The 23,486-nt window shown below is 67.3% G+C and carries 27 protein-coding genes; 15 read left to right on the top strand and 12 right to left on the bottom strand.

The genetic code is table 11. The annotated features are described in order from the left end of the window. Nucleotides 1-420: 420 nt before the first annotated feature. On the bottom strand, nucleotides 421-1,134 hold the full coding sequence (locus tag DMX10_RS21315; protein ID WP_111262944.1) for a lipoate--protein ligase family protein: 714 nt from the start codon (nucleotides 1,132-1,134) through the stop codon (nucleotides 421-423). 312 nt (nucleotides 1,135-1,446) lie between these two features. On the opposite strand from DMX10_RS21315, the gene DMX10_RS21310 reads away from it, so the two are divergent. Beyond that, nucleotides 1,447-2,631, top strand: coding sequence for an HPP family protein (locus tag DMX10_RS21310; protein ID WP_111262943.1), 1,185 nt, complete (start codon nucleotides 1,447-1,449; stop codon nucleotides 2,629-2,631). Nucleotides 2,632-2,839: 208 nt separating this feature from the next. On the opposite strand, the gene DMX10_RS21305 is transcribed toward DMX10_RS21310, so the two are convergent. Next, entirely contained in the window at nucleotides 2,840-3,703 is an 864-nt protein-coding gene (locus tag DMX10_RS21305) for a LysR family transcriptional regulator (protein ID WP_111262942.1), read from the bottom strand. A gap of 310 nt (nucleotides 3,704-4,013) precedes the next feature. Here DMX10_RS21305 and DMX10_RS21300 point away from each other — a divergent pair, with 310 nt between their 5' ends. Further along, nucleotides 4,014-4,541, top strand: a complete 528-nt coding sequence (locus tag DMX10_RS21300) for a fimbrial protein (protein WP_111262941.1) — start codon at nucleotides 4,014-4,016, stop codon at nucleotides 4,539-4,541. A gap of 101 nt (nucleotides 4,542-4,642) precedes the next feature. Here DMX10_RS21300 and DMX10_RS21295 read toward each other — a convergent pair whose 3' ends face one another. Further along, a complete protein-coding gene (locus DMX10_RS21295; protein ID WP_111262940.1) occupies nucleotides 4,643-4,954 on the bottom strand; it encodes a hypothetical protein in 312 nt (103 codons plus the stop codon). Nucleotides 4,955-5,038: 84 nt separating this feature from the next. Here DMX10_RS21295 and soxR point away from each other — a divergent pair, with 84 nt between their 5' ends. The 3 genes from soxR to DMX10_RS21280 all read left to right on the top strand — a co-directional run bounded on the left by soxR (nucleotide 5,039) and on the right by DMX10_RS21280 (nucleotide 6,953). Next, entirely contained in the window at nucleotides 5,039-5,512 is a 474-nt protein-coding gene (gene soxR, locus DMX10_RS21290) for a redox-sensitive transcriptional activator SoxR (RefSeq protein WP_111262939.1), read from the top strand. A 141-nt stretch (nucleotides 5,513-5,653) separates the two neighbouring features. After that, nucleotides 5,654-6,094, top strand: coding sequence for a type II 3-dehydroquinate dehydratase (gene aroQ, locus DMX10_RS21285; RefSeq protein ID WP_111262948.1), 441 nt, complete (start codon nucleotides 5,654-5,656; stop codon nucleotides 6,092-6,094). A 4-nt stretch (nucleotides 6,095-6,098) separates the two neighbouring features. After that, on the top strand, nucleotides 6,099-6,953 hold the full coding sequence (locus DMX10_RS21280; protein WP_111262938.1) for a shikimate dehydrogenase: 855 nt from the start codon (nucleotides 6,099-6,101) through the stop codon (nucleotides 6,951-6,953). Here DMX10_RS21280 and DMX10_RS21275 read toward each other — a convergent pair whose 3' ends face one another. The 5 genes from DMX10_RS21275 to DMX10_RS21255 all read right to left on the bottom strand — a co-directional run bounded on the left by DMX10_RS21275 (nucleotide 6,954) and on the right by DMX10_RS21255 (nucleotide 11,015). Next, complete coding sequence (locus DMX10_RS21275) at nucleotides 6,954-7,391, bottom strand: nuclear transport factor 2 family protein (RefSeq protein WP_111262937.1); 438 nt, start codon at nucleotides 7,389-7,391, stop codon at nucleotides 6,954-6,956. Between the two features lie 68 nt (nucleotides 7,392-7,459). Continuing rightward, nucleotides 7,460-8,692, bottom strand: coding sequence for an RNA polymerase sigma factor (locus DMX10_RS21270; RefSeq protein WP_111262936.1), 1,233 nt, complete (start codon nucleotides 8,690-8,692; stop codon nucleotides 7,460-7,462). Then, complete coding sequence (locus DMX10_RS21265; protein WP_111262935.1) at nucleotides 8,692-9,441, bottom strand: thioredoxin family protein; 750 nt, start codon at nucleotides 9,439-9,441, stop codon at nucleotides 8,692-8,694. The genes DMX10_RS21270 and DMX10_RS21265 overlap by 1 nt, the downstream gene beginning before the upstream one ends. 17 nt (nucleotides 9,442-9,458) lie before the next feature. After that, nucleotides 9,459-9,815 carry a YciI family protein gene (locus DMX10_RS21260; protein WP_111262934.1) on the bottom strand — a complete coding sequence of 119 codons (357 nt, stop codon included), beginning with the start codon at nucleotides 9,813-9,815 and terminating at the stop codon, nucleotides 9,459-9,461. A 189-nt stretch (nucleotides 9,816-10,004) separates the two neighbouring features. Next, nucleotides 10,005-11,015, bottom strand: coding sequence for an AraC family transcriptional regulator (locus DMX10_RS21255; protein WP_111262933.1), 1,011 nt, complete (start codon nucleotides 11,013-11,015; stop codon nucleotides 10,005-10,007). 331 nt (nucleotides 11,016-11,346) lie between these two features. Here DMX10_RS21255 and antA point away from each other — a divergent pair, with 331 nt between their 5' ends. From antA to antC, 3 genes are read left to right on the top strand one after another with little or no spacing between them, the layout of a single operon-like run. Further along, nucleotides 11,347-12,738 (top strand): anthranilate 1,2-dioxygenase large subunit, encoded by a 1,392-nt coding sequence (antA, locus tag DMX10_RS21250; protein WP_111262932.1) that lies wholly within the window; start codon nucleotides 11,347-11,349, stop codon nucleotides 12,736-12,738. Next, entirely contained in the window at nucleotides 12,735-13,226 is a 492-nt protein-coding gene (antB, locus tag DMX10_RS21245) for an anthranilate 1,2-dioxygenase small subunit (RefSeq protein ID WP_111262931.1), read from the top strand. Before antA ends, antB begins: the two co-directional genes overlap by 4 nt. Before the next feature lie 18 nt (nucleotides 13,227-13,244). Continuing rightward, a complete protein-coding gene (gene antC / locus DMX10_RS21240) occupies nucleotides 13,245-14,264 on the top strand; it encodes an anthranilate 1,2-dioxygenase electron transfer component AntC (protein WP_111262930.1) in 1,020 nt (339 codons plus the stop codon). A 150-nt stretch (nucleotides 14,265-14,414) separates the two neighbouring features. Here antC and DMX10_RS21235 read toward each other — a convergent pair whose 3' ends face one another. From DMX10_RS21235 to DMX10_RS21225, 3 genes are all read right to left on the bottom strand, one after another. Beyond that, nucleotides 14,415-14,771, bottom strand: a complete 357-nt coding sequence (locus tag DMX10_RS21235; protein ID WP_111262929.1) for a hypothetical protein — start codon at nucleotides 14,769-14,771, stop codon at nucleotides 14,415-14,417. A gap of 68 nt (nucleotides 14,772-14,839) precedes the next feature. Then, complete coding sequence (locus DMX10_RS21230; RefSeq protein ID WP_236206248.1) at nucleotides 14,840-15,214, bottom strand: DUF2388 domain-containing protein; 375 nt, start codon at nucleotides 15,212-15,214, stop codon at nucleotides 14,840-14,842. 84 nt (nucleotides 15,215-15,298) lie between these two features. Next, nucleotides 15,299-15,877, bottom strand: coding sequence for a cupin domain-containing protein (locus tag DMX10_RS21225; protein WP_111262928.1), 579 nt, complete (start codon nucleotides 15,875-15,877; stop codon nucleotides 15,299-15,301). A 368-nt stretch (nucleotides 15,878-16,245) separates the two neighbouring features. Between DMX10_RS21225 and DMX10_RS21220 the strand changes: the two genes are divergently transcribed. From DMX10_RS21220 to DMX10_RS21190, 7 genes are all read left to right on the top strand, one after another. Then, entirely contained in the window at nucleotides 16,246-17,082 is an 837-nt protein-coding gene (locus DMX10_RS21220) for an STAS domain-containing protein (RefSeq protein WP_111262927.1), read from the top strand. 13 nt (nucleotides 17,083-17,095) lie between these two features. Next, the gene (locus DMX10_RS21215; protein WP_111262926.1) at nucleotides 17,096-17,521 is read left to right on the top strand and encodes an STAS domain-containing protein; all 426 of its coding nucleotides are present in this window, start codon (nucleotides 17,096-17,098) and stop codon (nucleotides 17,519-17,521) included. Continuing rightward, nucleotides 17,481-17,879 carry an anti-sigma regulatory factor gene (locus tag DMX10_RS21210; RefSeq protein ID WP_111262925.1) on the top strand — a complete coding sequence of 133 codons (399 nt, stop codon included), beginning with the start codon at nucleotides 17,481-17,483 and terminating at the stop codon, nucleotides 17,877-17,879. Before DMX10_RS21215 ends, DMX10_RS21210 begins: the two co-directional genes overlap by 41 nt. Further along, nucleotides 17,870-18,859 carry an ATP-binding protein gene (locus tag DMX10_RS21205; protein ID WP_236206247.1) on the top strand — a complete coding sequence of 330 codons (990 nt, stop codon included), beginning with the start codon at nucleotides 17,870-17,872 and terminating at the stop codon, nucleotides 18,857-18,859. Before DMX10_RS21210 ends, DMX10_RS21205 begins: the two co-directional genes overlap by 10 nt. Then, nucleotides 18,849-20,603, top strand: coding sequence for an ATP-binding protein (locus DMX10_RS21200; RefSeq protein WP_256604841.1), 1,755 nt, complete (start codon nucleotides 18,849-18,851; stop codon nucleotides 20,601-20,603). The genes DMX10_RS21205 and DMX10_RS21200 overlap by 11 nt, the downstream gene beginning before the upstream one ends. Further along, nucleotides 20,593-21,708: a response regulator gene (locus DMX10_RS21195; protein ID WP_111262923.1), complete on the top strand. Its 1,116-nt coding sequence runs from the start codon at nucleotides 20,593-20,595 to the stop codon at nucleotides 21,706-21,708. The genes DMX10_RS21200 and DMX10_RS21195 overlap by 11 nt, the downstream gene beginning before the upstream one ends. A 156-nt stretch (nucleotides 21,709-21,864) precedes the next feature. Next, nucleotides 21,865-22,320: a hypothetical protein gene (locus DMX10_RS21190; RefSeq protein WP_111262922.1), complete on the top strand. Its 456-nt coding sequence runs from the start codon at nucleotides 21,865-21,867 to the stop codon at nucleotides 22,318-22,320. 32 nt (nucleotides 22,321-22,352) lie between these two features. Here the strand turns inward: DMX10_RS21190 and DMX10_RS21185 are convergent, their stop codons facing one another. Next, nucleotides 22,353-23,480 carry an acyl-CoA dehydrogenase family protein gene (locus DMX10_RS21185; RefSeq protein ID WP_111262921.1) on the bottom strand — a complete coding sequence of 376 codons (1,128 nt, stop codon included), beginning with the start codon at nucleotides 23,478-23,480 and terminating at the stop codon, nucleotides 22,353-22,355. Nucleotides 23,481-23,486 lie beyond the last annotated feature (6 nt).

Below are 23,486 nucleotides of genomic sequence, written 5' to 3'. Positions count from 1 at the left end.
CGAGGTTTGCTGGCGCTTCTGGTTTCGCCCCCCCCCCCCCGGGCGAGTCCCTTTTCCAATCGTTGAAAAGGAACCAAAAAACTTGCCCCTCCATACGGGTCTGGCTTCGCCAGACTCCCCTCGCTCCATCATCGTTCCAGGGGCACGCCGCGAAGGGCCGTCCCTGGCCCATCGCGGCTCTCGCGACATCCATGTCGCTCACCCCCCTACACGACGATTCACTCGGCCTCCTGGGAAGGGGCGTTTGGCGGCTGCTCCAACGTTCTTCGCTCGACTCCTCACATTGATGTGCGCACCAACTCGCGCGCACGTAGCAGCGGCTCTCGTAGGATGGCGTAGAGCGAAGCGAAACCCATGCGGTGGGTGCACAAGGACGTCCATCAATGTCATTCGCCCACTCTCCCCCGGCTGAAGCCCGGGCTACAGGTCGGTATCGATTCCAGCGGCATCCAGCATCCGCCGGTAGTACCCGGCAAGCTGCCTGCTGGCATCCCAGGCATCGGCGCGGCATTCCTCCAGGGCGATGTGGCTGCCAGCGCGGCAGCGGGTGCCCAGGCCGCACTCGCGATAGAAGGTGTTGACCACCTCCACCATGGCTTCGCGCTGGTTGCCCATGAGGATGGCGCCGTGGGCCAGCACCACGTGGCGACCATCGCTTTGCCGCCGACGCCAGCGCTGGGCGGTGCCCACCAGCTTGCGGCCCTGCAGGTTGACGTTGAAGCGGCCATCGCAGAAGGCGCCCTCCACCTCGCCCAGCCCCGGCTCCAGGCCCAGTTCGGCCAGCCAGTCGCACAGGGGCTGGCACAACCGCAGGTAGGCGGTCTCGATGCGCGTCAGCTCGTTCTCCTCGCGCGGCACCGCATAGGCGAGGGCGACGTTGAGCACCGCCGATGATTGCGGCACCGGCTCGCCCCCGGTGTCGCGCAGGGCGATGGGCCAGCCCTGCTCGAGGCAGGCATGCTGCGCCGTATCGAAAGCCGGCAGGCGGCTCATGCGCCGGGGCATGACCAGCGCCGCGTGCAGCGGTCGCCACAGCAGCAGGCCGCTGTCGTGCTGCCCGTCGTGGATCTTGTCCAGCAGCAGCCGCTCCGCGTCCAACCCTGCGCCCACCGTATGTCGCTGCATAGTCGCCATCGCCTCGAATGCCTGGAGGGAGCCGATGCTACGCCGGCCCCGGGCCCTTGCCCAGGCGAAAGCAGGCGCCTTTGATGCAAATAAATTGCATCGAACGAGCAATATTATTCATTGGCGGCATGCTTGGTGCCGCCCGTAGCATGCGCACCATCTCGCCGCCCGGCTCCGCCCCGTGCGGCAACGATCGCACCACCCTGCTCCTGTTCCATGCCCAGGGATGGCGACCTTCCCGCGCACGCAGTGGGACTCCTCCAGGGCCCCCAAGGGCCCTTTTTTATCGCTCCGAACGGCTCAGGCAACGAAGAGATCACCATGCACGACACCCCGGATGCCCTCTGGCAGCGCTGGCGCAAACGCCTGGCCCCCGCACCGCGCACCGCACAACCCGGTGAGTGGCTGCGCGCGGCGCTGGGCGCCTGCATGGGCCTGGCCCTGTGCTGCATGGCCTGTGGCCATGTCTTCGGCAGCGAGGTCGCACTGCGCCTCGCCGGCCCGCTCGGTGCCAGCTCGCTGCTGGTGTTCGCCGTCGCCTCCAGCCCCCTGGCACAACCCTGGTCGGTGGTGATGGGCAATCTGGTGGCGGCCCTGGTGGGCACGGCCGCCGGACTGTGGATCGACCACTCCGTGCTGGCCGCGACCCTGGGCCTGGCGCTTACCGTATTGACCATGTACGCCCTGCGTTGCCTGCACCCACCGGGCACCGCACTGGCCGTTGCGGTGGCCCTGGGCGGCCCGGCGTTCGAAGCCCAGGGTTTCGCCGTGGTCTGGCCGGTGCTGCTGGGGTCGTGCCTGCTGGTGGCCATGGCCCTGGCGTACAACCGCCTGACCCGCAGTGCCCTGAGCACCGCGACGAGCCAGGCCCGTGTCGGCCAGCACCTGACCGCCGACCCATTGCCCAGCGAGCGCGGCGTGTTTTCCGATGAAGACCTGGACCAGGCGCTGGAGGAGTTCGGCGAGTTCGTCGACATCACCCGCGACGACCTGGAGCGCCTGCTACGCCAGACCGAACGCAACGCATTGCGACGCAGCGTGGGCCAGGTGACGGCCGAGCAGATCATGTCCCGCGACCTGCTCACCGCGACCCCGCAAACCACCCGCGAACAGGCCTGGAAGCTGTTCGAGAAGCACCACATCAAGGCCCTGCCGGTGCTCGACGAGCAGAACCAACTGGTGGGCATCGTCACCCCCGGCGACCTGTTCCGCCACGCCCAGGACGAAACGCCCGGCTCGCTGTTCGGCCGCCTGCGCCACCGGCCCGCCCCGCGCCTGGGCGAGCTCATGACCCGCTCGGTGCGCTGCGTGAGGCGCGGGACCGATATCGGCGTGCTGGTGTCGTTGCTCTCCGACCAGGGCCTGCACTGCCTGCCGGTGCTGGGTGATGACGAGAAGCTGGTGGGCCTGGTGAGCCAGAGCGACCTGATCGGCGGGCTCTACCGCTACTGGCTCAAGGACCTCACTGCCCAGGCTCCGGCCCCCACGCTGAAGGTGGCGAGCTGAGGCTCACGCGGCGCAATCCATGGGATGGGCTTAAGCCCACCGTCCCGTCTGCTCTCGCCGCTTCAGCTTCCTTCGCCCGGTTCTGAGTCGATGTGCGCGGGGTGTGCCTGATGCACGGGGTTCGCTTCGCTCCAACCATCTACGAATTGAAGGTCACCAGCTGACGCCACGTAGCTCGGGCTTCAGCCCGGGAAGGTCCATGCCGGCCTCAGAGCGTGGCTTCCCAGCGCTGCGACCAGTCGATGTCCTCGCTCACCACCTCGCGCAGCACGGCGATGGCCTGCTGCAGCAGCGGCGTGTCCTTGTCGCGTGAATAGACCAGATAGGTCGGGTAGGTGAATTCCGGGGCGCGCTCCACGCGTTCCAGCTGGCCGCCGTCCAGATAGCTCTGCACCACGCGGGTACGGAAATACCCCGAACCGCCGTGGTGGAGGATGAACTGCAGTGCCAGCGGGCCCAGGTTCACCGTCACTGCGGCGCGGGCCTTGTCCGGCAGCGCGGCGTCGTGCTGCTGGCGGAAGGTCGGGCCCCAGTCCACCTGCACGTAGGGCTCGGGGTTGCTGGTGGAGCGGATCAGGATCAACTTCTCCTCCAGCAATTGCTCCACCTGCATGCCCGGCCAGTACTCGGGCTGGTAGACCAGCGCGGCATCCAGCAGGCCCAGCTCCAGCTGCTTCTGCAATTGCTGTCCGGGCGCGACCTCGACGCGTACCGCGTGGGAGGGAATACGTTCGCGCAGGCGGCTCATCCAGCCCAGCAGCAAGGGGTTGCTCAGGCTCTGTTCACCGCCGATGGCGAGCAGGTCGCGGTAGCCCTTGGGCAGCGGCAGGTCGCGCCGTGCGGCCTCCCAGGTCTGCACCAGTTGCGTGGCATGACCGACGAACACCTCGCCTTCGGCCGTCAGCCGCGCTCCGGCACGGTTGCGCACGAAGAGCTTGCAGCCCAGCTGGTTCTCCAGGTTCTGCACCCGCGCGGTGATCGCCGTCTGGGTCACGTGCAGGCGTTCGGCGGCGGCGACGAAGCTGCCGCTGCGGACGATTTCGAGGAAGGTGCGCGCCAGGTCGATGTCCAAGGTACTGACTCGTTGAGAAAGTTTGAGATTTTAGCAAGGGCCAGCCAACGATTCTCAGGTCGGAACCTGCTGAATAGCCACGAAGGCAAACTCCTCGGAACAAGCTTGCTGACGGGGCGACTATTCCTACAACCCACATGGATTGCGGACTCCATTCGACCTGGAAAGCCCTCGTTATCATTGCGCTCGCTCTGCTGAATGCGATCCAGCTCTCATTATCGAGACTGCAGCGCGATTCGGTTCTGGTTCCGACTCTCGAGGTCAACCTTTAATCCGGCGCGTGGAGCCAGGCGCCATCAAGGAGAGATAAATGAAGAAGTTCCTCACCACCAGCGCGGCCCTGGTCGGTTTTGGCCTGAGCAATCTGGCGCTCGCATTCGACGGCACCATCACCATCAAGGGCGAGGTTTCCAGCAGGACCTGTGATATCTCCACCCCTTCCCTCAACCAGACCGTGCAACTGCCGATCGTCTCCCAGAGCTCCCTCTTGGCAGGCCAGAATGCCGGCCTCACCCCGTTCGTGATCGCACTCTCCAACTGCACCCAGGGTTCCAAGGTGAAGGCGCACTTCGAGATAGGCCCGAACGTCGACCCCGCCACCGGTACCCTGAAGAACGAGCTCAGCGGCGCTGACGCCTCCAACGTCGCGGTGCAGCTGTTCAACAAGGAACAGGAGCCCATCAACCTCGCCACCGGCCAGAACAACCTCGAAGAGCTCAGCGGCGCAGGCGGCAACGCCTTCATTGGCCTTTTCGCGGCATACCACGCGCCGCGCGGCGCAGATGCCCTGCCTGGCCAGGTCAGCACCAGCATCACCTACACCATGAGCTACGAGTAAGCCCCTCGGCTCGCCCGGGACTCCCGGGCGAGTCACTCAGGCGACACCCCGCCACGACCTTTCACGCCACTCCACCTTCCCCACACCTTGCGACCGAGCTCTTACGCTCCTTCCTGCGCTTCGAAGCGCACCGCCTTGGCGCCATAGCGCCAGATCGCCTCGCCCAGCAGACGTGCGCTGCAGGAGTCACCCTCCAATGCGGCCTGCGCCGCATCGGCTGAGACCCACCGGCTGCGCTGGATCAACCAGCGGCCATCGGCGCTGGTTTCCAGGCTGGTGGAAAGCAGCCCCACCTGGGACTTGAGACAGGCCGCCAGGCGCACGCCCAGGTTCTCCACCAGAGCTGGCAGGCAGGCCGGGTCGGCCGAGAAATGAATGGATGAAACGACGCCCTGCAATTGCTCGTTGGTCATGCCGAGACTCCTTCTACCGTTGTGCAATGCTGGCGGCGAGGGTAAAACCTCAACTTAACTTGAGGTCAATAGCGGAGGACGAGCATGCCAAAGGTGACGGCGAGCAACATCGGCAAGGCGCTGACAGTGGGCCAAGTGGCCGAGCGCAGCGGCGTGGCGGTGTCCACCCTGCACTTCTACGAAACCAAGGGGCTGATCACCAGCACCCGCAACGCCGGCAACCAGCGCCGCTACCCGCGCGAGGTGCTGCGCCGGGTGGCGGTGATCAAGGTAGCCCAGCGCCTGGGTATCCCGCTGGCCTCCATCCACGCCGCACTGATGACGCTGCCGGAAGGCCGCACGCCCACTGCCGCCGACTGGCATGCGCTGTCGGCGCGCTGGCAGGCCGAGCTGGACGAACGCATTCGCCGCCTCACCCAGTTGCGCGACCAGCTCGACGGCTGCATCGGTTGCGGCTGCCTGACCATGGAGGTCTGCCCCCTGCGCAACCCGGGTGACGAGCTCTCGGATCTCGGCAGCGGCCCGTTGCTGCTGGAGACCGATGACGCATCCGAGTGACCGATTATCGAACGGAATAACCGTTACCCGATTGCCCGCCCGATAGCCTCCGATTGATTAAAGTAACCAGTTAGTACATTTTTCCATTCCAGCCCCGCCCGCGTTCCCGGCTGGGCTCATGACAATGGAGAAATGCCCCTGATGTCCCCCACCCTGCTGGTCCTCAACGGCCCCAACCTGAACCTGCTCGGCACCCGCGAGCCCGCGACCTACGGTCACGAAACCCTCGCCGACATCGATCGGCTATGCCGCGAGACCGGTGCCGCGCTGGGCCTGGAAATCGAGTGCCGCCAGACCAACCACGAAGGCCAGCTGATCGACTGGATCCACCAGGCACGTGGCCGTTGCGCCGGTATCCTGATCAACCCCGGCGCCTGGACCCACACCTCCGTGGCCATCCGCGACGCCCTGGTCGCCAGCGAGCTGCCGGTGATCGAAGTGCACCTCTCCAACGTCCACAAGCGCGAAGCATTCCGCCAGCACTCTTTCGTCTCCGCCATCGCCGTCGGGGTGATCTGCGGCCTGGGCAGCGACGGCTACCGGGCCGGCGTGCAGCATTTCGGCAAGCTGTTGAAGGGTTGACGCCATGACCGCACACGCAAGCGTACTCGCCGGCCTGATCGGCTCCGGCATCCAGGCCTCGCGCACCCCCGCCCTGCACGAGCATGAAGGCGACGCCCAGGGCCTGCGCTACCTCTATCGGCTGATCGACCTCGACCCGCTCCGGCTCGACGTCAGCGCCCTGCCCCAGTTGCTGGAGGCCGCCGAGCGCACCGGCTTCACTGGGCTCAACATCACCTTTCCCTGCAAGCAGGCGGTCATCCCGCTGCTCGACGAGCTTTCCCCCGAGGCCGAGGGCATCGGGGCGGTGAACACCGTGGTGCTGCGCGACGGCCGTCGTGTCGGCCACAACACCGACTGCCTGGGTTTTGCCGAAGGCTTCCGCCGTGGGCTGGGCGATGTCGAACGCCGCCAGGTGGTGCAGATGGGGGCCGGGGGGGCCGGCGCTGCAGTGGCCCATGCCCTGCTCGCCGAGGGCGTCGGCCAGTTGCAGGTATTCGACGTCGACGCCGAGCGCGCCCAGGCCCTGGCGAGCAGCCTGGAGCGACGCTTCGGCGCCGGCCGCGCCCGCGCCGGTGACGACCTGCCCGGCGCGCTCGCGGATGCGGACGGCCTGGTCAACACCACGCCCATGGGCATGGCCAAGCTGCCGGGCACGCCGGTGCCCGCCGCACTGCTGCGCCCTGCGCTGTGGGTCGCCGAAATCGTCTACTTCCCGCTGGAGACCCAGCTGCTCAGGGACGCCCGGGCCCTCGGCTGTCGCACATTGGATGGCGGCACCATGGCGGTGTTCCAGGCTGTCAAGGCCTTCGAACTGTTCAGTGGCGCCAAGGCCGATGCCCAGCGCATGCTCGACCACTTCCGCAGCCTGGGTGCCTGATCAGGGTTCCAGGTCGAACAGCGCCTGGCCGCTTTCCATGTCGAAGGGCGCGGAAAAGTGGTCATGGACGATGCGCCACTGCCCGCCGATGCGCTGGTAGCCGCAGGTGACGCGCATCCAGCTGCGCTGTTCGACCCCGTCGGCGTTGGTGCCGCCACACAGGCAGAGGAAATGGGCGAAGCCGACATCACCGCCGGCGCGTATCGTCACGTGCTGCGGATCGAAGATCGAAGCGCCCTGGCACATCTCCATGCAATAGGCCCAATGCGCGCCATAGGCCTCACGGCCGACGAACTGCAGCCGCAGGATGGCGTCATAGGCCACCACCTCCTGGGCGTAGAAGCCGAGAATGCGCGCGACGTCCTTGCTGCGTACCGCCTCGGCCCAGTCGCCCAGCAGGGCATGCAGTTGCTCGACGGCCTGTTCGTTGCTGCTCATGGTGCTTCTCCTGTGCTCGTAGCCCGGGCCTCAGCCCCGGTTCCCGTGCCTGCCACGGGTGATTCCCGTCACGGCGCCAACTCCGCCAGGCGCCGTTCGATGAAGCGCCGCTCGGTGTCCTGGCGGGTCAGTCCCAGCGCCACCTGGTAGGCGGCCCGTGCCTCGGCGCGGCGCCCCAGGCGACGGTAGAGATCGGCGCGGGCCGAGTGCGCCAGCTGGTAATCACGCAGCTCCCCGCGTTCGAGAATGGCCTCGATCAGCGCCAGCCCGGCTTCCGGCCCCTGGTGCATGGCCACCGCCACCGCGCGGTTGAGTTCGATCACCGGTGAGCCGATGCCGCGCTGCAGCACGCCGTAGAGCGCGACGATCTGCGCCCAGTCGGTGGCCTCGGGCGTGGCGGCGCTGGCGTGCACGGCGGAAATGGCCGCCTGCAAGGTGTACATGCCGATACGCCGCGAGGCCAGGGCGCGCTCCACCAGGGCGCAACCCTCGTCGATCTGCTGGCGGTTCCACAGCGCACGGTCCTGGTCCTCCAGCAACACCAGCTCGCCATCGGCGCCGGTGCGGGCCTGGCGCCGCGAATCGTGCAGCAGCATCAGCGCCAGCAGCCCCATGACCTCCGAATCCGGCAGCAGCTCCAGCAGCAGGCGCCCCAGGCGGATGGCCTCGGCCGACAGGTCGGCGCGGGTCAGCGAATCCCCGGAGGTGGCCGAGTAACCCTCGTTGAACACCAGGTAGATGACTCGCAGCACGTTATCCAGCCGCTCCGGCAGCTCGGCCATGGCCGGCACCTGGTAGGGAATCCGCGCGTCGCGGATCTTCGCCTTGGCGCGGACGATGCGCTGGGCGATGGTCGAGGGCGTGGCGAGAAAGGCCCGGGCGATCTCCTCGGTCTTCAGGTCGCAGACCTCGCGCAGGGTCAGCGGCACCTGGGCGTCCGCCGGCAGCGCCGGGTGGCAGCAGGTGAAGATCAGGCGCAGGCGGTCGTCTTCCACGTCCTCGATCTCCCCGGGCTCGTCGCGCTCCAGCTCGATGATCAACTGCGCCTGGCGTGCATCGAAACGGGCACGCCGACGCAGCGCGTCGATGGCCTTGAAACGCCCGGCAGACACCAGCCAGGCGCGCGGGTTGGCCGGCACGCCGTCGACCGGCCACTGCTCCACGGCGGCGATGAAGGCGTCGTGCAACGCCTCCTCGGCCAGCTCGAAATCACCCAGCAGGCGGATCAACGTCGCCAGCACCCGGCGTGACTCCTCGCGGTAGACCGCCTCCACCCGCTGGCGGGCCTGCAACGCCGCCATCAGTCGCCCCCGGCCTTGGCTGAGCAGCAGTCATGCCGTGGCCCGGCGCCTTCATAGCGGTCATGGTGGCGCACCCAGTCCATGATCTCGTCCTCGTCACGGCCCTTAGGCAGCAAGTCGAGCACGTTGTAGGTGCCCACCAGCATGTCCAGCCCGCGCGCATAGGTGGAATAGGTGTGGAACACCTCCCCCGACGGCAGGCGGAAGAACACGCTGAGGCCGGGCATTTCCTCCCCGGGGTCGCGGCTGGTGTCGTAGTTGTAGCGCGCGGTGCCGGCGGCGATCGCCTCGGGCGTGGCGGCGACGCCGAAGTCGGCGTTGAAATCACAGCCGTGGGAAGACACCCACTTGAACTGCCAGCCCATGCGCCGCTTGAAGCCCTGGAACTCCTGCCAGGGCGCGCGGGAAACGGCCACCAGGCTGACGTCGTGATGGGCCAGGTGCAGGTTGGCGCCGTCGAAATGATCGGCGAGGAAGGAACAGCCATCGCACCCCTCCTTCCACCCCGGGCCGAACATGAAGTGGTAGACCACCAGGGTGCTGCGGCCGGCGAACAGTTGATCGAGCGTCTCCTGTCCCGTGGGGCCTTCGAAGCGGTAGGCGTCGCTCACCCGCTCCCAGGGCAGCTCGCGGCGCGCGGCGCTGAGCTCGTCACGCAGGCGGGTGAAGGCCTTCTCCTTGCGCAGCAGTTCCTTGCGGGCCACCAGCCACTGCTCGTGGTCGACGACGGGATGCGATTCGATCTTCATCGGGGGTTCCTCCTGGTTCAGAGCCTGGGCAGTTCCTTGATCGGGCGGATCTCGATGCAGCCCAGGCGGGCCGGCGGGATCTTCGCGGCGATCTGGATGGCCTCGTTGAGGTCCTTGGCATCGATCAGGTAGAAGCCGCCCAGTTGCTCGCGGGTCTCGGCGAAGGGGCCGTCGGTGATCGACAGCTTGTCGCCCTGCAGGCGCAACGTGGTGGCGGTCTGAGTGGACTGCAGCGCCTCGGCGGCGATGTACTGGCCGCTGCGTTGCAGGCGCTGCTCGTAGTCCATGCAGTGGCCGACGATGGATTCGAACTGCTCGGCGGGCATGGAATCGAGCACGGCCTCGTCGAAATAGATCAGGCACAGGTACTTCATCGTTCGCTCCTTGTTGATGGGCTTGCATCCCTAGTCGAACGGGGGACGACCGGATCGACAGGCCGGAAGAAAAAAGTCGTCCAAGCATAGACAGGGATGATCCACCCACCCTCGCCCGCGCCTTCGAACGATTGGTGCTAAGCCGCACACGCCCTATAACGCCCCGCCTGCGCGGGCCGGCCGGGCAGGCTATGCGAAGGGTTCGCGACGACGCGACTCGGCCCGCTGCAGCGTGGCGCTCGGCGTCTCGCCGAACAGCTTGCGGTACTCCACCGAGAACCGCCCGAGGTGGCCGAAGCCCCACCCCATGGCGATCACCGAGATGTTGCGGGCGGAGCGGTCTTCCAGGATCTCCTGGCGCACCGCGCCGAGGCGGTGCTTCTTCAGGTAGGCCATGGGCGATGCGCCGTAGTACTTGCGAAAGGCTTCGAACAGCTTGAAACGCGACACACCGGCGGCGCTTTCCACATCCTCCAGGCGCAACGCCTCGCGGGCGTGGCTGTGGATGTAATCGCGTGCTCGCACCAGGTAGTGCGGGACCTTGAGCCCCAGCACCTGGCGCAGCTCCTCGGAGTAGTTGCTCGGCTGGGCCAGGATCAGCCCCTTGAGCAACGCGCTCTCCAGGTCACGGCTGAACAGCGGCTGGCCGTAGAGCCCGCCATGCTCCATCTCGTCGAGGATATGCCGGGCCATGCGCCACCAGGAGGCGGCGGCACCCTCCACCGCATCCATCAGCGGCTCGAAACGCAACGGCTCCTCCACCGGCCGTTGCAGCATGCCCTCCAGCACTTCGCGCATCGCGGCACGGGTGATCACCACCTGCAGCTTGCGGCAGTCGCCGGTGATGCTCAGCTCCTGGCTGCGATTGGGCGCGACGATCACCGCCTGGTCGCGGTCCGAGCGCAGCAGCGCCCCGTCGCAGCGCAACTCCTGCTCACCGCACAGGGGCAGGCTCAGGCTGTAGCTGTTGAAGCCCTCGACATCGGCCACGGCCACCGTCACGTCGGTGCCGTATTCGATGATGCCGAGGGTGGTGGACATCGACCGCAGCACGTTGCCGCTGTGGTGGAAGCGGATCCGGTTGGGGCGGCTGGCATCGAGCTGGTGCGGCCCGCAGATGCCCGCCATCCAGGAGCGGGCACCAGCCAGGTCGAAACGATCGGCACGGAGATCACGGAAATGCGATTCGGGCGGGTTCATCACGGGCACTCTCAAGGCTGTTGTTCCGCGCGCTCTGCCGGCGCGTCGTCGTCCGGGGACGCAAGCACCATGCCACGCATGCCCGGCAAAGCCCACCCGCTCGCTATCCGGACAGCATTCGCCAACTTTGCGGACAGCCACCGGCACGCGCAGCTGCCCGCCACGCCCCGCGCGATCCGGAGGCCGCCCCACGCTGGGTAGCGACTACCCAACGGGTGTTACGCCACCCGGAATAAACGGATCGCCTTCCTCGACAAAGCGGATAGACCGGCCGGCGCGGCGCTCCGTTAAATGAGCCGACCGATTCGCCCGATGTGACAGGTACAGGTGCATGAACAACGACAAGAGCGTCACGCAGTGGAAAGACTTCATCAGCGGCTGCCTGGACTTCCGTCCGGCCGAGGGCGTGTTCCGCATCGCCCGGGAGATGTTCACCGAGCCGCAGCTCTTCGACCTGGAGATGGAACTGATCTTCGAGAAGAACTGGATCTACGCCTGCCACGAGAGCGAGATCGCCAACCCCAACGACTTCATCACCCTGCGCGCCGGCCGCCAGCCGATGATCGTCACCCGTGACGCCAGCGGCCAGTTGCATGCGCTGATCAACGCCTGCCAGCACCGGGGCGCCACCCTCACCCGCGTCGGCCGGGGCAACCAGTCCACCTTCACCTGCCCCTTCCATGCCTGGTGCTACAAGAACGACGGCCGCCTTGTGAAGGTGAAGGCGCCGGGCGAATACCCCGAGGATTTCGACAAGGCCACGCGCGGCCTGAAGAAGGCGCGCATCGCCAGCTACAAGGGTTTCGTCTTCATCAGCCTGGATGTCGGGGCCAGCGATTCCCTGGAGGACTTCCTCGGCGACGCCCGGGTGTTCCTCGACATGATGGTCGCGCAGTCCCCCACCGGGGAGCTGGAGGTGCTGCCGGGCCGTTCCACCTACAGCTACGACGGCAACTGGAAGCTGCAGAACGAGAACGGCCTGGACGGCTATCACGTCAGCACCGTGCACTACAACTACGTGGCCACGGTGCAGCACCGCCAGCAGGTCAACGCCGACCGCGGTGATACCGGCGGCACCCTCGACTACAGCAAGCTGGGCGCTGGCGACGCCGCCACCGACGATGGCTGGTTCTCCTTCGAGAACGGCCACAGCGTGCTGTTCAGCGACATGCCCAACCCGACGGTGCGCCCCGGCTACGCCACGGTGATGCCGCGCCTGGTGGCGGAGTACGGCCAGGCCCGCGCGGAGTGGATGATGCACCGCCTGCGCAACCTGAACCTCTACCCCAGCCTGTTCTTCATGGACCAGATCAGCTCGCAGCTGCGCATCGTGCGCCCGGTAGCCTGGAACCGCACCGAGGTCATCAGCCAGTGCATCGGCGTGAAGGGCGAGTCCGACGCCGACCGCGAAAGCCGCATCCGCCAGTTCGAGGACTTCTTCAACGTCTCGGGCATGGGCACGCCGGACGACCTGGTGGAATTCCGCGAGGCCCAGCGCGGCTTCGAGGCCCGCCTGGAGCGCTGGAGCGACATCTCCCGGGGCCATGATCGCTGGGTCCGCGGCGCCACACCGCACAGCGAGACCCTCGGCATCGCCCCGGTGCTCACCGGCACCGAATTCACCCATGAAGGCCTCTACGTCAACCAGCACGGCAACTGGCAGCGCTTCCTGCTCCAGGGGCTGGAGCGCAAGGCCCTGGCACTCAAGGAGGTGCAGGCATGAGCCCGCAGCTGCAGTACCGCATCGAGCAGTTCCTCTATCGCAAGTGCGAGCTGTGCGACGCCCAGGACTGGGACGCCTACCTCGACCTGTTCAGCGAGGACAGCGAATTCCACCTGCCGCAATGGGACAGCGAGCACAGCTACACCACCGATCCCCGCCGGGGCATGTCGCTGATCTACTACGCCAGCCGCGCGGGGCTGGAAGACCGGGTGTTCCGCATCCGCACCGGCAAGGCGGCCTCCACCATCCCCATGCCGCGCACCCTGCACGGCATCGGCAACCTGCGCATCGCCGAACGCGAGGACGGGCAGCTGGAAGTCAGGGCCAACTGGCACACGCTGTTCCACCGCCTGGGCCGGAGCGAGCAGTTCTTCGGCCACGCCACCTACCACCTGCGGGCCGAGGGCGACAGCTGGAAGATCACCCGCAAGCACGTGGTGCTGCTCAACGACACCATCAATTCGGTGCTGGATTTCTATCACCTCTGAGCCAACGGAAGCCGCAGCATGAACCACAAGGTCGCCATCAGCTTCGCCGACGGCAAAACCCATTTCTTCCCCATCAAGGGCGGCGAACTGCTCCTCGACGCCGCCCTGCGCAACGGCATCAACATCCCGCTGGACTGCCGCGAAGGCGTCTGCGGCACCTGCATGGGCCGCTGCGAATCCGGCCAATACAGCCTCGACTACGTCGACGAGGAAGCGCTCTCGCCCAGCGACCTGCAACAGCGCAAGGTGCTCGCCTGCCAGACCCGCGTGCGCTCCGACGCCGCCTTCTACTTCGATTTCGACTCCACGCTGTGCAGCGCCAGCGGCACCCGCGCGGTGCAGGCCTGGGTCAGCGAGGTGGAGTTGCTTTCCGCCAGCACCGCCCTGCTCCACCTGGAGGCTGGCGGCGACAGCCCGCTGGATTTCCTTCCCGGCCAGTACGCCCGGCTGCAGGTACCGGGCACCGAGGCGCATCGCGCCTATTCGTTCGCCAACCGGCCGAATGCGCAGAACCGCCTGCTGTTCCTCATCCGCCTGCTGCCCGGCGGTGTGATGAGCGACTACCTGAGGGAGCGCTGCCAGGCCGGGGATGAAATCCGCCTCGAGGCGCCGCTGGGCGCCTTCTACCTGCGCCAGGTCGAACGGCCCCTGGTGCTGGTGGCCGGCGGCACCGGGCTCTCCGCCTTCCTCGGCATGCTCGACGAGCTCGCCGAACGCGGCTGCGACCAGCCGGTGCGGCTCTATCACGGTGTGCGCCAGCCGGCCGACCTCTGCGAGCTGGCACGCATCAGGGGCTACGCCGAACGCATCCCGGGCTTCACCTTCATCCCGGTGGTCAGCGACGCCGCGCCGGGCTGGGACGGCAAGCGCGGCTACGTGAGCGAGCACCTGGACCCTGAACACCTGCGCGCGGCCCCGTTCGACATGTACCTGTGCGGCCCGCCGCCCATGATCGAGTCGATGAAGGCCTGGCTCCAGGAAAACGCCCTCGATGGCAACCCGCTGTACCTGGAGAAATTCACCGAAAGCGGCACCTGATTGATCCCGCCATCGGCGGCAGAGCCATCGAGTGGCCCCTCCTTCGCTGGGGGTGACGGTGCAAACGCGAACCTCCACCCCACCCCGTCATCCCCGCACGCGCGCGGGCCCACTAAAAATGAAGCCCCGCATCAGCGGGGCTTCCTTGCTCTACCAGCGGCGCGGGCCACCCCCGTGCCAGTGGCGCGGCGGGCCGTAATAGGGGCCGGGACCGTAGTAGACGGGCTGGGCGACCACCGGCGGGTAGTACACGGGCTGCGCCGGGTAGTAGTACACCGGCGGCGGAGGGGGCGGCGGTGCGTAGACCACCGGGGGTGGCGCCACGTACACGGGCGCGGGTTGTACATACACCGGGGCCGGGCGGGACGCGACGATGGCACCGCCGACGACGGCCCCGACCACCGCCCCGATCACTGCGGGGCCGGCATCATGCCCGTGGGCCGAAGCCTGGCCGGCCAGGGCGGCGGCTCCCAGCAGCAGGGCAACCTGGGGCAAACGACGAAACATGACTCCTCCTGCGCCCGGCTAGGGAATGGACCGGGACGCAAGATCAGACAACGGCGCGAAATCACGGATCACCGCCGCTGGGTAAAGGTTGTGTAAGGACGACGAATGGCAGGCTCAGGGCCCGCCGCAAGCGCCTGCGCCCACGCCATGTCGCCCGTGGCCGAGCCCTCGCGCAGCGACCCGAGCGCCTGCTCCAGGTGCGCCCCCCGGATCGCCCCGGCGGAGGCGACGAAGGCCAGGGCGTCCTCGCGGGCACGCCCCAGCTGCAACTGCTTCTCGTCGCTGCTGAGGTCGGTGGAGGCGATGACGCTGATCATCGGCGAGACCATCGTCATGGAGAACGCGGCCTCGAAGGCATTGGGCGGCTCCTTGCCGGTGGACGGCGGCTCGGCCGCGCAGACGGTCGAGACCAGCAACGCCGGCAGCAGGGTCCTGGGCGACATGGGCTTCCCTCCTCGGCCCCTCTGGCGGGGCGATGGCCGAGCCTGCACCGGCGGCCGCTGTCGCGTAAAGAGCCCGCGCGCCGCTCAGGCCGAGCGCCAGGCACGGGTCAGCGCGCCGTCGCGTCCGGTCAGCGGATCGGCCACCGGCGTCGGCACCTGGGCGATGCGCCGTACCGATGCCAGGTAGCGATCGGTGCCCGCTCGCTGGATGTCATAGGCCTCCTGCCCACGCGGATAGGCCCCCACCACCAGGAAGTCCTCGCTGGCCTCCAGGCAGCAGTGCCCGGTGCCTGCCGGCAACACCAGCACGTCACCGGCGCGCACCCTGACCTCCCGGCCGTTTTCGCCACCGAGCATCAGCCGCGCGCTGCCGGCGGCGACACCCAAGGCTTCATGGGCACTGGCGTGGTAGTGGTGGTAGTCGAACACCCCGTCGCGCCACAGAGGTGCCCAGCGATGGGCGGCGAAGCGCTTCTCGAAGGCTTCGGCACGGTCCACTTGCCCCGGCAGGGCGGCACGATAGAGCAGGACGGGGAAGCGGCTGTTGGGCGTGCGTCCATCGCCCTCGAAGAACAGCAGCTCGGGCTCGGCGTGTCCCACCCGGGCGGCGACGTAGGCGCGCCGTGCAGGCTCGGTGGCGAAGCGGGTCAGGCTGGCTGGCATCTCTCGGTCCTCCGACTCGGTGTATCTGAGCGTTGGAAAAACCGTCGGCGCCGGTGGTTCCCTCGAACCGACCGGGCGGTCACGCCCGAGGGGGGCGTCACGGCACGCGCGCGAGGGTGGCCCGCACCGGTGAGCCGTCCGCAATCGTGGGCTGCAGCACGCTTCATCCATCTTCTTGTCGCACCAAATGGCGCCGCTGCGTTCCTATTGCCGGAGCGGGTTTCCGCTGGCCGCGACGGATGCCCGAAACGCCAGTAGACTCCGCCGCTTCGTGCTCCGTTTACCCGTGCGCCTTGCTAGTGTTGGGCACTTTTTCGTGGTCGAAAACCGAACCGCTCGTCAACGAGCCATCCGACAGGGAGATACCAATGTCCACCGCCGTTCTAGCCGATCTGCTCAAGCAAAACGAAAAGACCATCCTCGACGACTGGATGGCTGCCCAACGCGCCGCCGGTATCCGCAGCGACCTGATCGACGACCGCACCGTGCAGGAGAACTCCCGTGAGCTGCTCCGCGCCCTGCTAGCGGGCATCACCGAAGGCGGCGAGGACTTCACGGCGCCGGCCTGGAAGAACGCCCGCACCCTGCTCGAGCGCCTGTCCGTGGCGCAGAGCCGCCAGGGCTTCACCCCGATCGAGACGGCCACCTTCGTGCTGTCCCTCAAGGAGCCGCTGTTCCAGCTGATCCAGCGTGGCAACGACAACGCCATCGAGCTGGTCTGGTCGGCCAGCCGCCTGATCGACAAACTCGGCCTCTACAGCATGCAGGCCTACGTGGCCGGCCGCGAGACGGTGATCCGCGAGCAGCAGGAAAGCATGCTGGAGCTGTCCACCCCGGTGGTGCAGCTGTGGAAGGGCGTGCTGGCCATCCCGCTGATCGGCTCGCTGGACAGCAACCGCACCCAGATCGTGATGGAGGCGCTGCTGCAGAAGATCGTCGAGACCGAGTCCGACATCGCCATCATCGACATCACCGGCGTCCCCACCGTGGACACCATGGTCGCCCAGCACCTGCTCAAGACCATCACCGCCGCCAAGCTGATGGGCGCCAAGTGCATCATCAGCGGCATCCGCCCGCAGATCGCCGCCACCATCGTGCACCTGGGCGTGGAGCTGGGCGACGTGCTGACCAAGGCATCCCTGGCCGACGCCTTCCAGCTCGCGCTCAAGGAGCTGAACGTCCGCCTGGTCAGCGGCGCACGCTGAGGAGATCGCACAGATGGTGGACAGAATCCCGATCCTGAAGATGGGCAAGTACCTGCTGCTGACCATCCAGGTGGACATGCACGACCAGCTCGCCCTGGACCTCCAGGAAGACCTCACCGAGCAGATCGTGCGGCACAAGGCCAAGGGCGTGCTGATCGACATCTCCTCCCTGGAGATCGTCGACTCCTTCATCGGCCGCATGCTTTCCCACATCGCCAACGTCTCCCGCATCCTCGACGCCAAGGTCATAGTCGTCGGCATGCAGCCTGCCGTGGCCATTACCCTGGTGGAACTGGGGCTCTCGCTGGAGGGCATCGCGACCGCCCTCAACGTCGAGAAAGGCATGCGCTGGCTGGAAAGCACAGTCGCCGACGATGACCTGACCCTGGAGCACGAGCGTGACGAAGACAGAGACGCTTCCGCTGAAGCAGGAGACTGACATCGTCGTCATTCGCCAGCGCGTGCGCAAAGCGGCCGAGGAAGCCAGGCTCGGCCTGGTCTCGCAGACCAAGGTGGTGACGGCGGCCAGCGAGATCGCCCGTAACGCCCTGATCTACGGCGGCGGCGGTGAATGCGTGATCGAGAGCTGCCTGCGCGATGGCCGCGCGGCGGTGCGCCTGTGCATCAGCGACCAGGGGCCCGGCATCGCCGACCTGGAACGCGCCATGGTGGACGGCTACACCTCGGGCGGCGGTCTCGGTCTGGGCCTCAGCGGCGCACGCCGCCTGGTCGACCAGTTCGCGATCGACAGCCAGCCAGGCCAGGGCACCCGGGTGGAGCTGTGGAAATGGAAGTGAACGTCGAACACTGCCACCTGGTGCTGCCCGTCACCGACCTGGCCCATGTGGACGCGGCCAGGCGCAGCATCATCCGCCATGCCAGCCAGCGCAGCGCGGACGAGAACCTGCTCGGCCGCCTCACGGTGGTGGTGCAGGAGATGGGCCGCAACCTGGTGATCCATGGCGGAGGCGGCGAGCTGCTGCTCAGTTGCGACGACCAGCGCCTGGACGTCATCGCGGTGGACCGTGGGCCGGGCATGGGCAACGTCGCCCAGTGCCTGAGCGACCACTACTCCACCACCGGCACCATGGGCGCCGGGCTCGGCGCCATCCAGCGCATGTCCGACGGCTTCGACCTGTTCTCCCAGCCCGGGCAGGGCAGCGTGGTACAGGCGCGCTTCCACCTCGCCCCGCCCCCGCCCGGCAACGGTATGGTGGCGGGCGCCGTGTGCACGCCCTACCCCGGCGAGCAGATCGGCGGGGACGCCTGGGCGATCCGCGGCAACCGCGTGCTGGTCTGCGACGGCCTCGGCCATGGCCACGCCGCCAACGTGGCCAGCCAGAAGGCCCGCCAGGTCTTCCTCGAACACAACCTGCAACTGCCCCTGCAGACGCTGATGGAGCAGCTGCACCGCGCCCTGATGTCGACGCGCGGCGGCGCGGCGGCCATCGCCGAAGTACAGCCGGAACAGCGCCAGGTGCAGTTCTGCGGCATCGGCAACGTCGCCGGCACCCTGCTGACCGACAAGGGCCGCAGCATGGTGTCGAGCAATGGAACGGTCGGATACCGCATCGGTCGTATCCATACATTCAGTTATCCCTGGGACGACAGTTCAATCATGATCCTGGCCTCGGACGGCATCAGCACGAAGATCGACTACAACGCCTATCCAGGACTGCGCGCACGCCACCCTGGCGTGATCGCCGCGCTCATCCACCGTGACCACCGGCGGCTCAACGACGATGCAACCGTGGTGGTGGTCAAGCGTGAGCACTAAGCGCCGCATCACCAGCATCAGCATCCTCGAGGAAGTCGACGTGGTCAGCTGCCGCCAGGGCGCCAAGCAGATCGCCGCCTGGCTCGGCCTCTCGCCACTGGAGCAGATCCGCCTGGCCACCTCGGTCTCGGAGCTCGCCCGCAACGTCTACCAGTACGCCGGCAGCGGCGTCTTCCACTTCGACCTGCGCTGCGACGCGCGCGGCCTGGTCACCGGCATCTGCTTCGATGCCGTTGACCAAGGCAGCGGCATCGCCGAGATCGCGCAGATCCTCGATGGCAGCTACATCTCGCCCACCGGCATGGGTGTCGGCCTGCGCGGCGCACAGCGGCTGATGGACGAGTTCGATATCGACACCGGCTCCCAGGGCACGCGCATCAGCGCCTGCAAGACGGTCTATCCGCCGCGCCCGCTGCCCAGCGAACAGTCGATCCAGCAGATCCGCCGCCAGCTGCAGAGCGAAGGGGCGGCCGACCCCTACGTGGAACTGCAGGTGCGTGGCTCCGAACTGCTGCTCACCAGCGCCGAGCTGCAGAGCAAGCAGAAGGAACTCGAAGCCACCAACCAGGAACTGGAGAACACCAACAAGGGCGTGGTGGCGCTCTACTCGGAGCTGGAGAAGGCGTCCTCCGAACTGAAGGACGCCAGCGAGGCGCGAAGCCGCTTCTTCTCCAACATGACCCACGAGTTCCGCACCCCGATCAACATCATCGAGAACATCTCCAAGCTGCTGCTCAGCGGCGTCGACGGGGCGCTCAACACCGAGCAGAACAAGCAGGTGCGCTTCATCGCCGATGCGGCGTCCGATCTCTCCGGGCTGGTCAACGAACTGCTCGACCTCGCGGAGGCCGAGTCCGGGCGCATGGAAGTGCTTGCCGAACGCTTCGAGCTCAGCGGGTTCCTCGAGCAGTTGCGCCAGTTCACCGGGGCCCTGGCCATGCGCTACCCGCAGCTGGGCTGGACGATCCACGAACCGGCCTTCGACCTGCCCCTGGAGACGGACCGCAACCGCCTGTTCCAGATCATGCGCAACCTGATCACCAACGCCTTCAAGTACACCCGCGAAGGCAGCGTCAGCGTGCGCTGCTTCCAGCCGGACGAGCACACCCTGGAGTTCGTCGTCGAGGACACCGGCGTCGGCATCTCCGTGGAGAACCAGGCGCGCATCTTCGAGGAGTTCGCCCGCATCCGCGCGCCCGGCCTGCAGGTCCACGGCAACGGCCTGGGCCTGCCGCTGGCGTTGCGCCTGGCCAACCTGCTCAAGGGCGATATCAGCCTCAGCAGCGAACCCGGGCGCGGCAGCCGCTTCCATGTCCAGGTGGCGCGCGAGTACAACCAGCGGCAACCGGCGCTGATCAGCCTCGCCGGCACCACCATCCTGGTGATCGACGACAGCGCGGCCGACCGCTACCTGATCAACCACCTGCTGCAACCCTTCGAGCCGGTGATCATCGAGGCGGACTGCGCCAGCGCCAGCATCGACAAGCTGCACGCGGTGCGCCCGGACATCATCATCCTCGACCTCGACCTGCCCGACATCTCCGGCGAGGACCTGCTGGAAAGCATGGACTGGAGCATGCATGCCCGGGTGCTGGTCAACACCGCCAAGCAGATGGCCGACGGAGAACGCGCGCGCCTCGGCAGCCGGTGCCAGGCGATCCTCGACAAGTCCCAACCCAACCATGCCGAAACCCTGCTGCATCACGTGCAGCGCCTGGCGGGGAGATACCACGATGCGAAATAGACGGATCCTGATCATCGACGACATGGATGCCAACCGTTACGTCTTGCGCAAGATCCTCGCCAGCGAACCCGGCTACGAAGTGCTGGAGGCCGCCAATGGCAGCGACGGCCTGACGAGCCTGGAAAGCGGCGTGGACCTGGTGATACTCGACATCAACCTGCCGGACATGAGCGGCTTCGAGCTGATCCAGAAGGCCGAGCAGCGGCTCGGCCACGACAAGCTGCCGGCGATCATCAACATCTCCGCCACCTTCATGAGCGGCAAGGACAAGGCGATGGGGCTGAACACCGGTGCCCGCGCCTACCTCACCCACCCGATCAACCCCGACGAGATGCTGGCGACCATCTCCAGCCTGATGAGATCGGACAGCAAGCTCGAAGACGTCGAGAAGCAGCGCGAGGTGGCCCAGGCGCAAAGCGAGAACCTGCGTGCCGAGAAGATCATGCTCGAACGCTTCATGCGCTCCTTCAGCCATGACCTGCGTTCGCCCCTGGCCGCCGCCGTCATGGTCGCGGGGCTGATGCAGAAGAACCCGGCACGACGCACCGAGGAGATGATCACCCTGCTGGAGGAAAACCTGCGACGCATCGACAAGATGGTCGCCAACATCCTCGACATCTCCCACGTCAGCATGGGCGGCGGCATCCGCCTGATCGGCGAGCAGATGCCCCTGGCCCCCTTGCTGGAGGAAGCCGTGGCCAACCTGCGCCTGCAGGTGGACAACCCGCTCGACCTCCAGGCAGAGGGCACGGACCAGATGGTGTTCTGGGACAAGCTGGCCTTCCTGCGCATCTTCGACAACCTGGTGCTCAATGCCGCCAAACACGGCGAGGCGGGCACCACCATCGAGGTGTCACAGCGCATGGAGAACGATAGGGTCATGTTCTGCGTCAGCAACCGCGGCGCCTTCCCCGAGGAGGTGCTGGTCAACCTCGCCACGCCCTACTTCATCTCCACCCGGAGCGACACCAAGAGCTGGGGCCTGGGCCTGCCCATCGTCAAGGCGCTCTGCGAAAGCTACGGCGGCAGCGTGGCGTTCACCAACCAGGAGGGACGCGCCGAAGTCCACCTGAGTCTGCCGGCCGCCCTGGTGGCCACGCCCTGACGCGCACAGGCCCGTGCCAGGTGGGCCTGCCAGCTTTCACACAGGTGATGGGGACCGCTCCTACTTCCCATCATTCTTGAGCCCTTACAAAACCGCTCGCTAGAGTCCAGACGGCATGCCCCGCCGGGGCAGCACAACCGCCGCGAGGACCTTGCCATGCCTGATGCCCGCCATTTCCCCCGACCGCACTTCGACGTGCTCATGCGCGATGCCCGCGCGCCAGAGCTGCCCGACAGCCACCTTCGGCGCCTGGACCAGGCGCGCCCCCAGGAGATCCCACCCATGGAAGATTCGCTGAAGTTCCCCACGCTCGAGGACTTCCCCGAGGAGATCCTCGACATCCGCCCCGACTCACCGGCGCAGGCCTGCCAAGCCCTGGGCGACTACCGCCTGGTACAGGCCACCCACCTGGTCCAGCGCATCCGCGAAACGCTCGACGAGCATGACCCCGACACCAGCGGCGAACGGGCGCAGTACCAGGAACAACTGCTGTCCGGCCTCGAAGCGCTGCTGCTGGATGCCTACCTGATGTTCAGCCGCGCCCGGCAGGGCGACGAGCCGCCGCGCAAGACGCCACTCGGCAGCGCCGAGACCCGCGCCACCTACCGCTGACCTCCGGGAGGCCGCACGGCCTCCCCCCTTCCCTACAGGCTCCGCGCGATGACCAGGCGCTGCACGTCGCTGGTGCCTTCGTAGATCTGGCACACGCGCACGTCGCGGTAGATGCGCTCCACCGGGAAGTCCTTCAGGTAGCCATAGCCGCCCAGCGCCTGGATCGCCGCCGAGCAGACCTTCTCCGCCATTTCCGAGGCGAACAGCTTGGCCATCGAGGCCTCGGTCAGGCAGGGCAGCCCCGCCTCCCGCAGGGCAGCGGCGTGATGCACCATCTGCCGCGCCACGGCGATCTGCGTCGCCATGTCCGCCAGGCGGAAGGCCACCGCCTGGTGCTCGATGATCGGCTTGCCGAAGGTCCTGCGCTCATGGCTGTAGTCCCGCGCCGCCTCGAAGGCCGCACGGGCCATGCCCACCGATTGCGCGGCAATGCCGATGCGCCCGCCTTCCAGGTTGGCCAGGGCGATGCGGTAGCCCTCGCCCTCCGCGCCCAGGCGCAGCCCGACGGGGATGCGCACCCCGTCGAGCTGGATCTGGCAGGTGTCGGAGGCGTGCTGGCCGAGCTTCTCCTCCACCCGCAGCACCTGGTAGCCCGGGGTGTCGGTGGGCACGATGAACGCGCTGATGCCCTTCTTGCCGGCGGCCGGGTCGGTCACCGCGAAGACGATCACCATCCCCGCGTGGCTGCCCGAGGTGATGAACTGCTTGGCACCGTCCAGCACGTAGTGGTCGCCCTCGCGGCGCGCGCGGGTGCGCAGGTCGCTGGCGTCCGAGCCGGCCTGCGGCTCGGTGAGGGCGAAGGCGCCGATCATCGAGCCTTCCGCCAGCGGCCGCAGGAAGCGGCGCTTCTGCTCCTCGTCGCCGAACTTGAGGATCGGCATGCAGCCCACCGAATTGTGCACGCTCATGATCGTGGAACAGGCACCATCGCCGGCGGCGATCTCCTCCAGGGCCATGGCGTAGGCGAGGTGCCCGGTGGCTGCGCCGCCCCACGCCTCCGGCACCAGCATGCCGAGAAAGCCCAGCTGGGCCATCTCGCGCAATGCCTCGGCCGGGAAGCGGTGCTCGCGGTCCCAGTCGGCGGCGAAGGGTTTCAGCCGCTCCTGGGCGAACTGGCGGGCGACATCGCGTATCTGCAGGTCTTGTTCGGACGGGATCATCGTTCT

The sequence above is a fragment of the Pseudomonas sp. 57B-090624 genome, from assembly GCF_003234055.1.
Lineage (GTDB): Bacteria > Pseudomonadota > Gammaproteobacteria > Pseudomonadales > Pseudomonadaceae > Metapseudomonas > Metapseudomonas tohonis.
Note: the sequence above shows the minus strand (reverse complement) of the source record. Positions and strands in the feature narration are given on the sequence as shown.

Coding starts and splice junctions, on each gene's coding strand:
- DMX10_RS21235 (WP_111262929.1), bottom strand. CDS start 14,771: ATGTTTCGTCGTTTGCCCCAGGTTGCCCTGCTGCTGGGAGCCGCCGCC.
- DMX10_RS21265 (WP_111262935.1), bottom strand. CDS start 9,441: ATGAAGATCGAATCGCATCCCGTCGTCGACCACGAGCAGTGGCTGGTG.
- DMX10_RS21225 (WP_111262928.1), bottom strand. CDS start 15,877: ATGCCAGCCAGCCTGACCCGCTTCGCCACCGAGCCTGCACGGCGCGCC.
- DMX10_RS21310 (WP_111262943.1), top strand. CDS start 1,447: ATGCACGACACCCCGGATGCCCTCTGGCAGCGCTGGCGCAAACGCCTG.
- soxR (WP_111262939.1), top strand. CDS start 5,039: ATGCCAAAGGTGACGGCGAGCAACATCGGCAAGGCGCTGACAGTGGGC.
- DMX10_RS21315 (WP_111262944.1), bottom strand. CDS start 1,134: ATGGCGACTATGCAGCGACATACGGTGGGCGCAGGGTTGGACGCGGAG.
- DMX10_RS21205 (WP_236206247.1), top strand. CDS start 17,870: ATGGAAGTGAACGTCGAACACTGCCACCTGGTGCTGCCCGTCACCGAC.
- DMX10_RS21295 (WP_111262940.1), bottom strand. CDS start 4,954: ATGACCAACGAGCAATTGCAGGGCGTCGTTTCATCCATTCATTTCTCG.
- DMX10_RS21190 (WP_111262922.1), top strand. CDS start 21,865: ATGCCTGATGCCCGCCATTTCCCCCGACCGCACTTCGACGTGCTCATG.
- DMX10_RS21230 (WP_236206248.1), bottom strand. CDS start 15,214: ATGTCGCCCAGGACCCTGCTGCCGGCGTTGCTGGTCTCGACCGTCTGC.
- DMX10_RS21185 (WP_111262921.1), bottom strand. CDS start 23,480: ATGATCCCGTCCGAACAAGACCTGCAGATACGCGATGTCGCCCGCCAG.
- DMX10_RS21215 (WP_111262926.1), top strand. CDS start 17,096: ATGGTGGACAGAATCCCGATCCTGAAGATGGGCAAGTACCTGCTGCTG.
- DMX10_RS21270 (WP_111262936.1), bottom strand. CDS start 8,692: ATGGCGGCGTTGCAGGCCCGCCAGCGGGTGGAGGCGGTCTACCGCGAG.
- DMX10_RS21260 (WP_111262934.1), bottom strand. CDS start 9,815: ATGAAGTACCTGTGCCTGATCTATTTCGACGAGGCCGTGCTCGATTCC.
- antC (WP_111262930.1), top strand. CDS start 13,245: ATGAACCACAAGGTCGCCATCAGCTTCGCCGACGGCAAAACCCATTTC.
- DMX10_RS21300 (WP_111262941.1), top strand. CDS start 4,014: ATGAAGAAGTTCCTCACCACCAGCGCGGCCCTGGTCGGTTTTGGCCTG.
- antB (WP_111262931.1), top strand. CDS start 12,735: ATGAGCCCGCAGCTGCAGTACCGCATCGAGCAGTTCCTCTATCGCAAG.
- DMX10_RS21280 (WP_111262938.1), top strand. CDS start 6,099: ATGACCGCACACGCAAGCGTACTCGCCGGCCTGATCGGCTCCGGCATC.
- antA (WP_111262932.1), top strand. CDS start 11,347: ATGAACAACGACAAGAGCGTCACGCAGTGGAAAGACTTCATCAGCGGC.
- DMX10_RS21220 (WP_111262927.1), top strand. CDS start 16,246: ATGTCCACCGCCGTTCTAGCCGATCTGCTCAAGCAAAACGAAAAGACC.
- aroQ (WP_111262948.1), top strand. CDS start 5,654: ATGTCCCCCACCCTGCTGGTCCTCAACGGCCCCAACCTGAACCTGCTC.
- DMX10_RS21255 (WP_111262933.1), bottom strand. CDS start 11,015: ATGAACCCGCCCGAATCGCATTTCCGTGATCTCCGTGCCGATCGTTTC.
- DMX10_RS21275 (WP_111262937.1), bottom strand. CDS start 7,391: ATGAGCAGCAACGAACAGGCCGTCGAGCAACTGCATGCCCTGCTGGGC.
- DMX10_RS21195 (WP_111262923.1), top strand. CDS start 20,593: ATGCGAAATAGACGGATCCTGATCATCGACGACATGGATGCCAACCGT.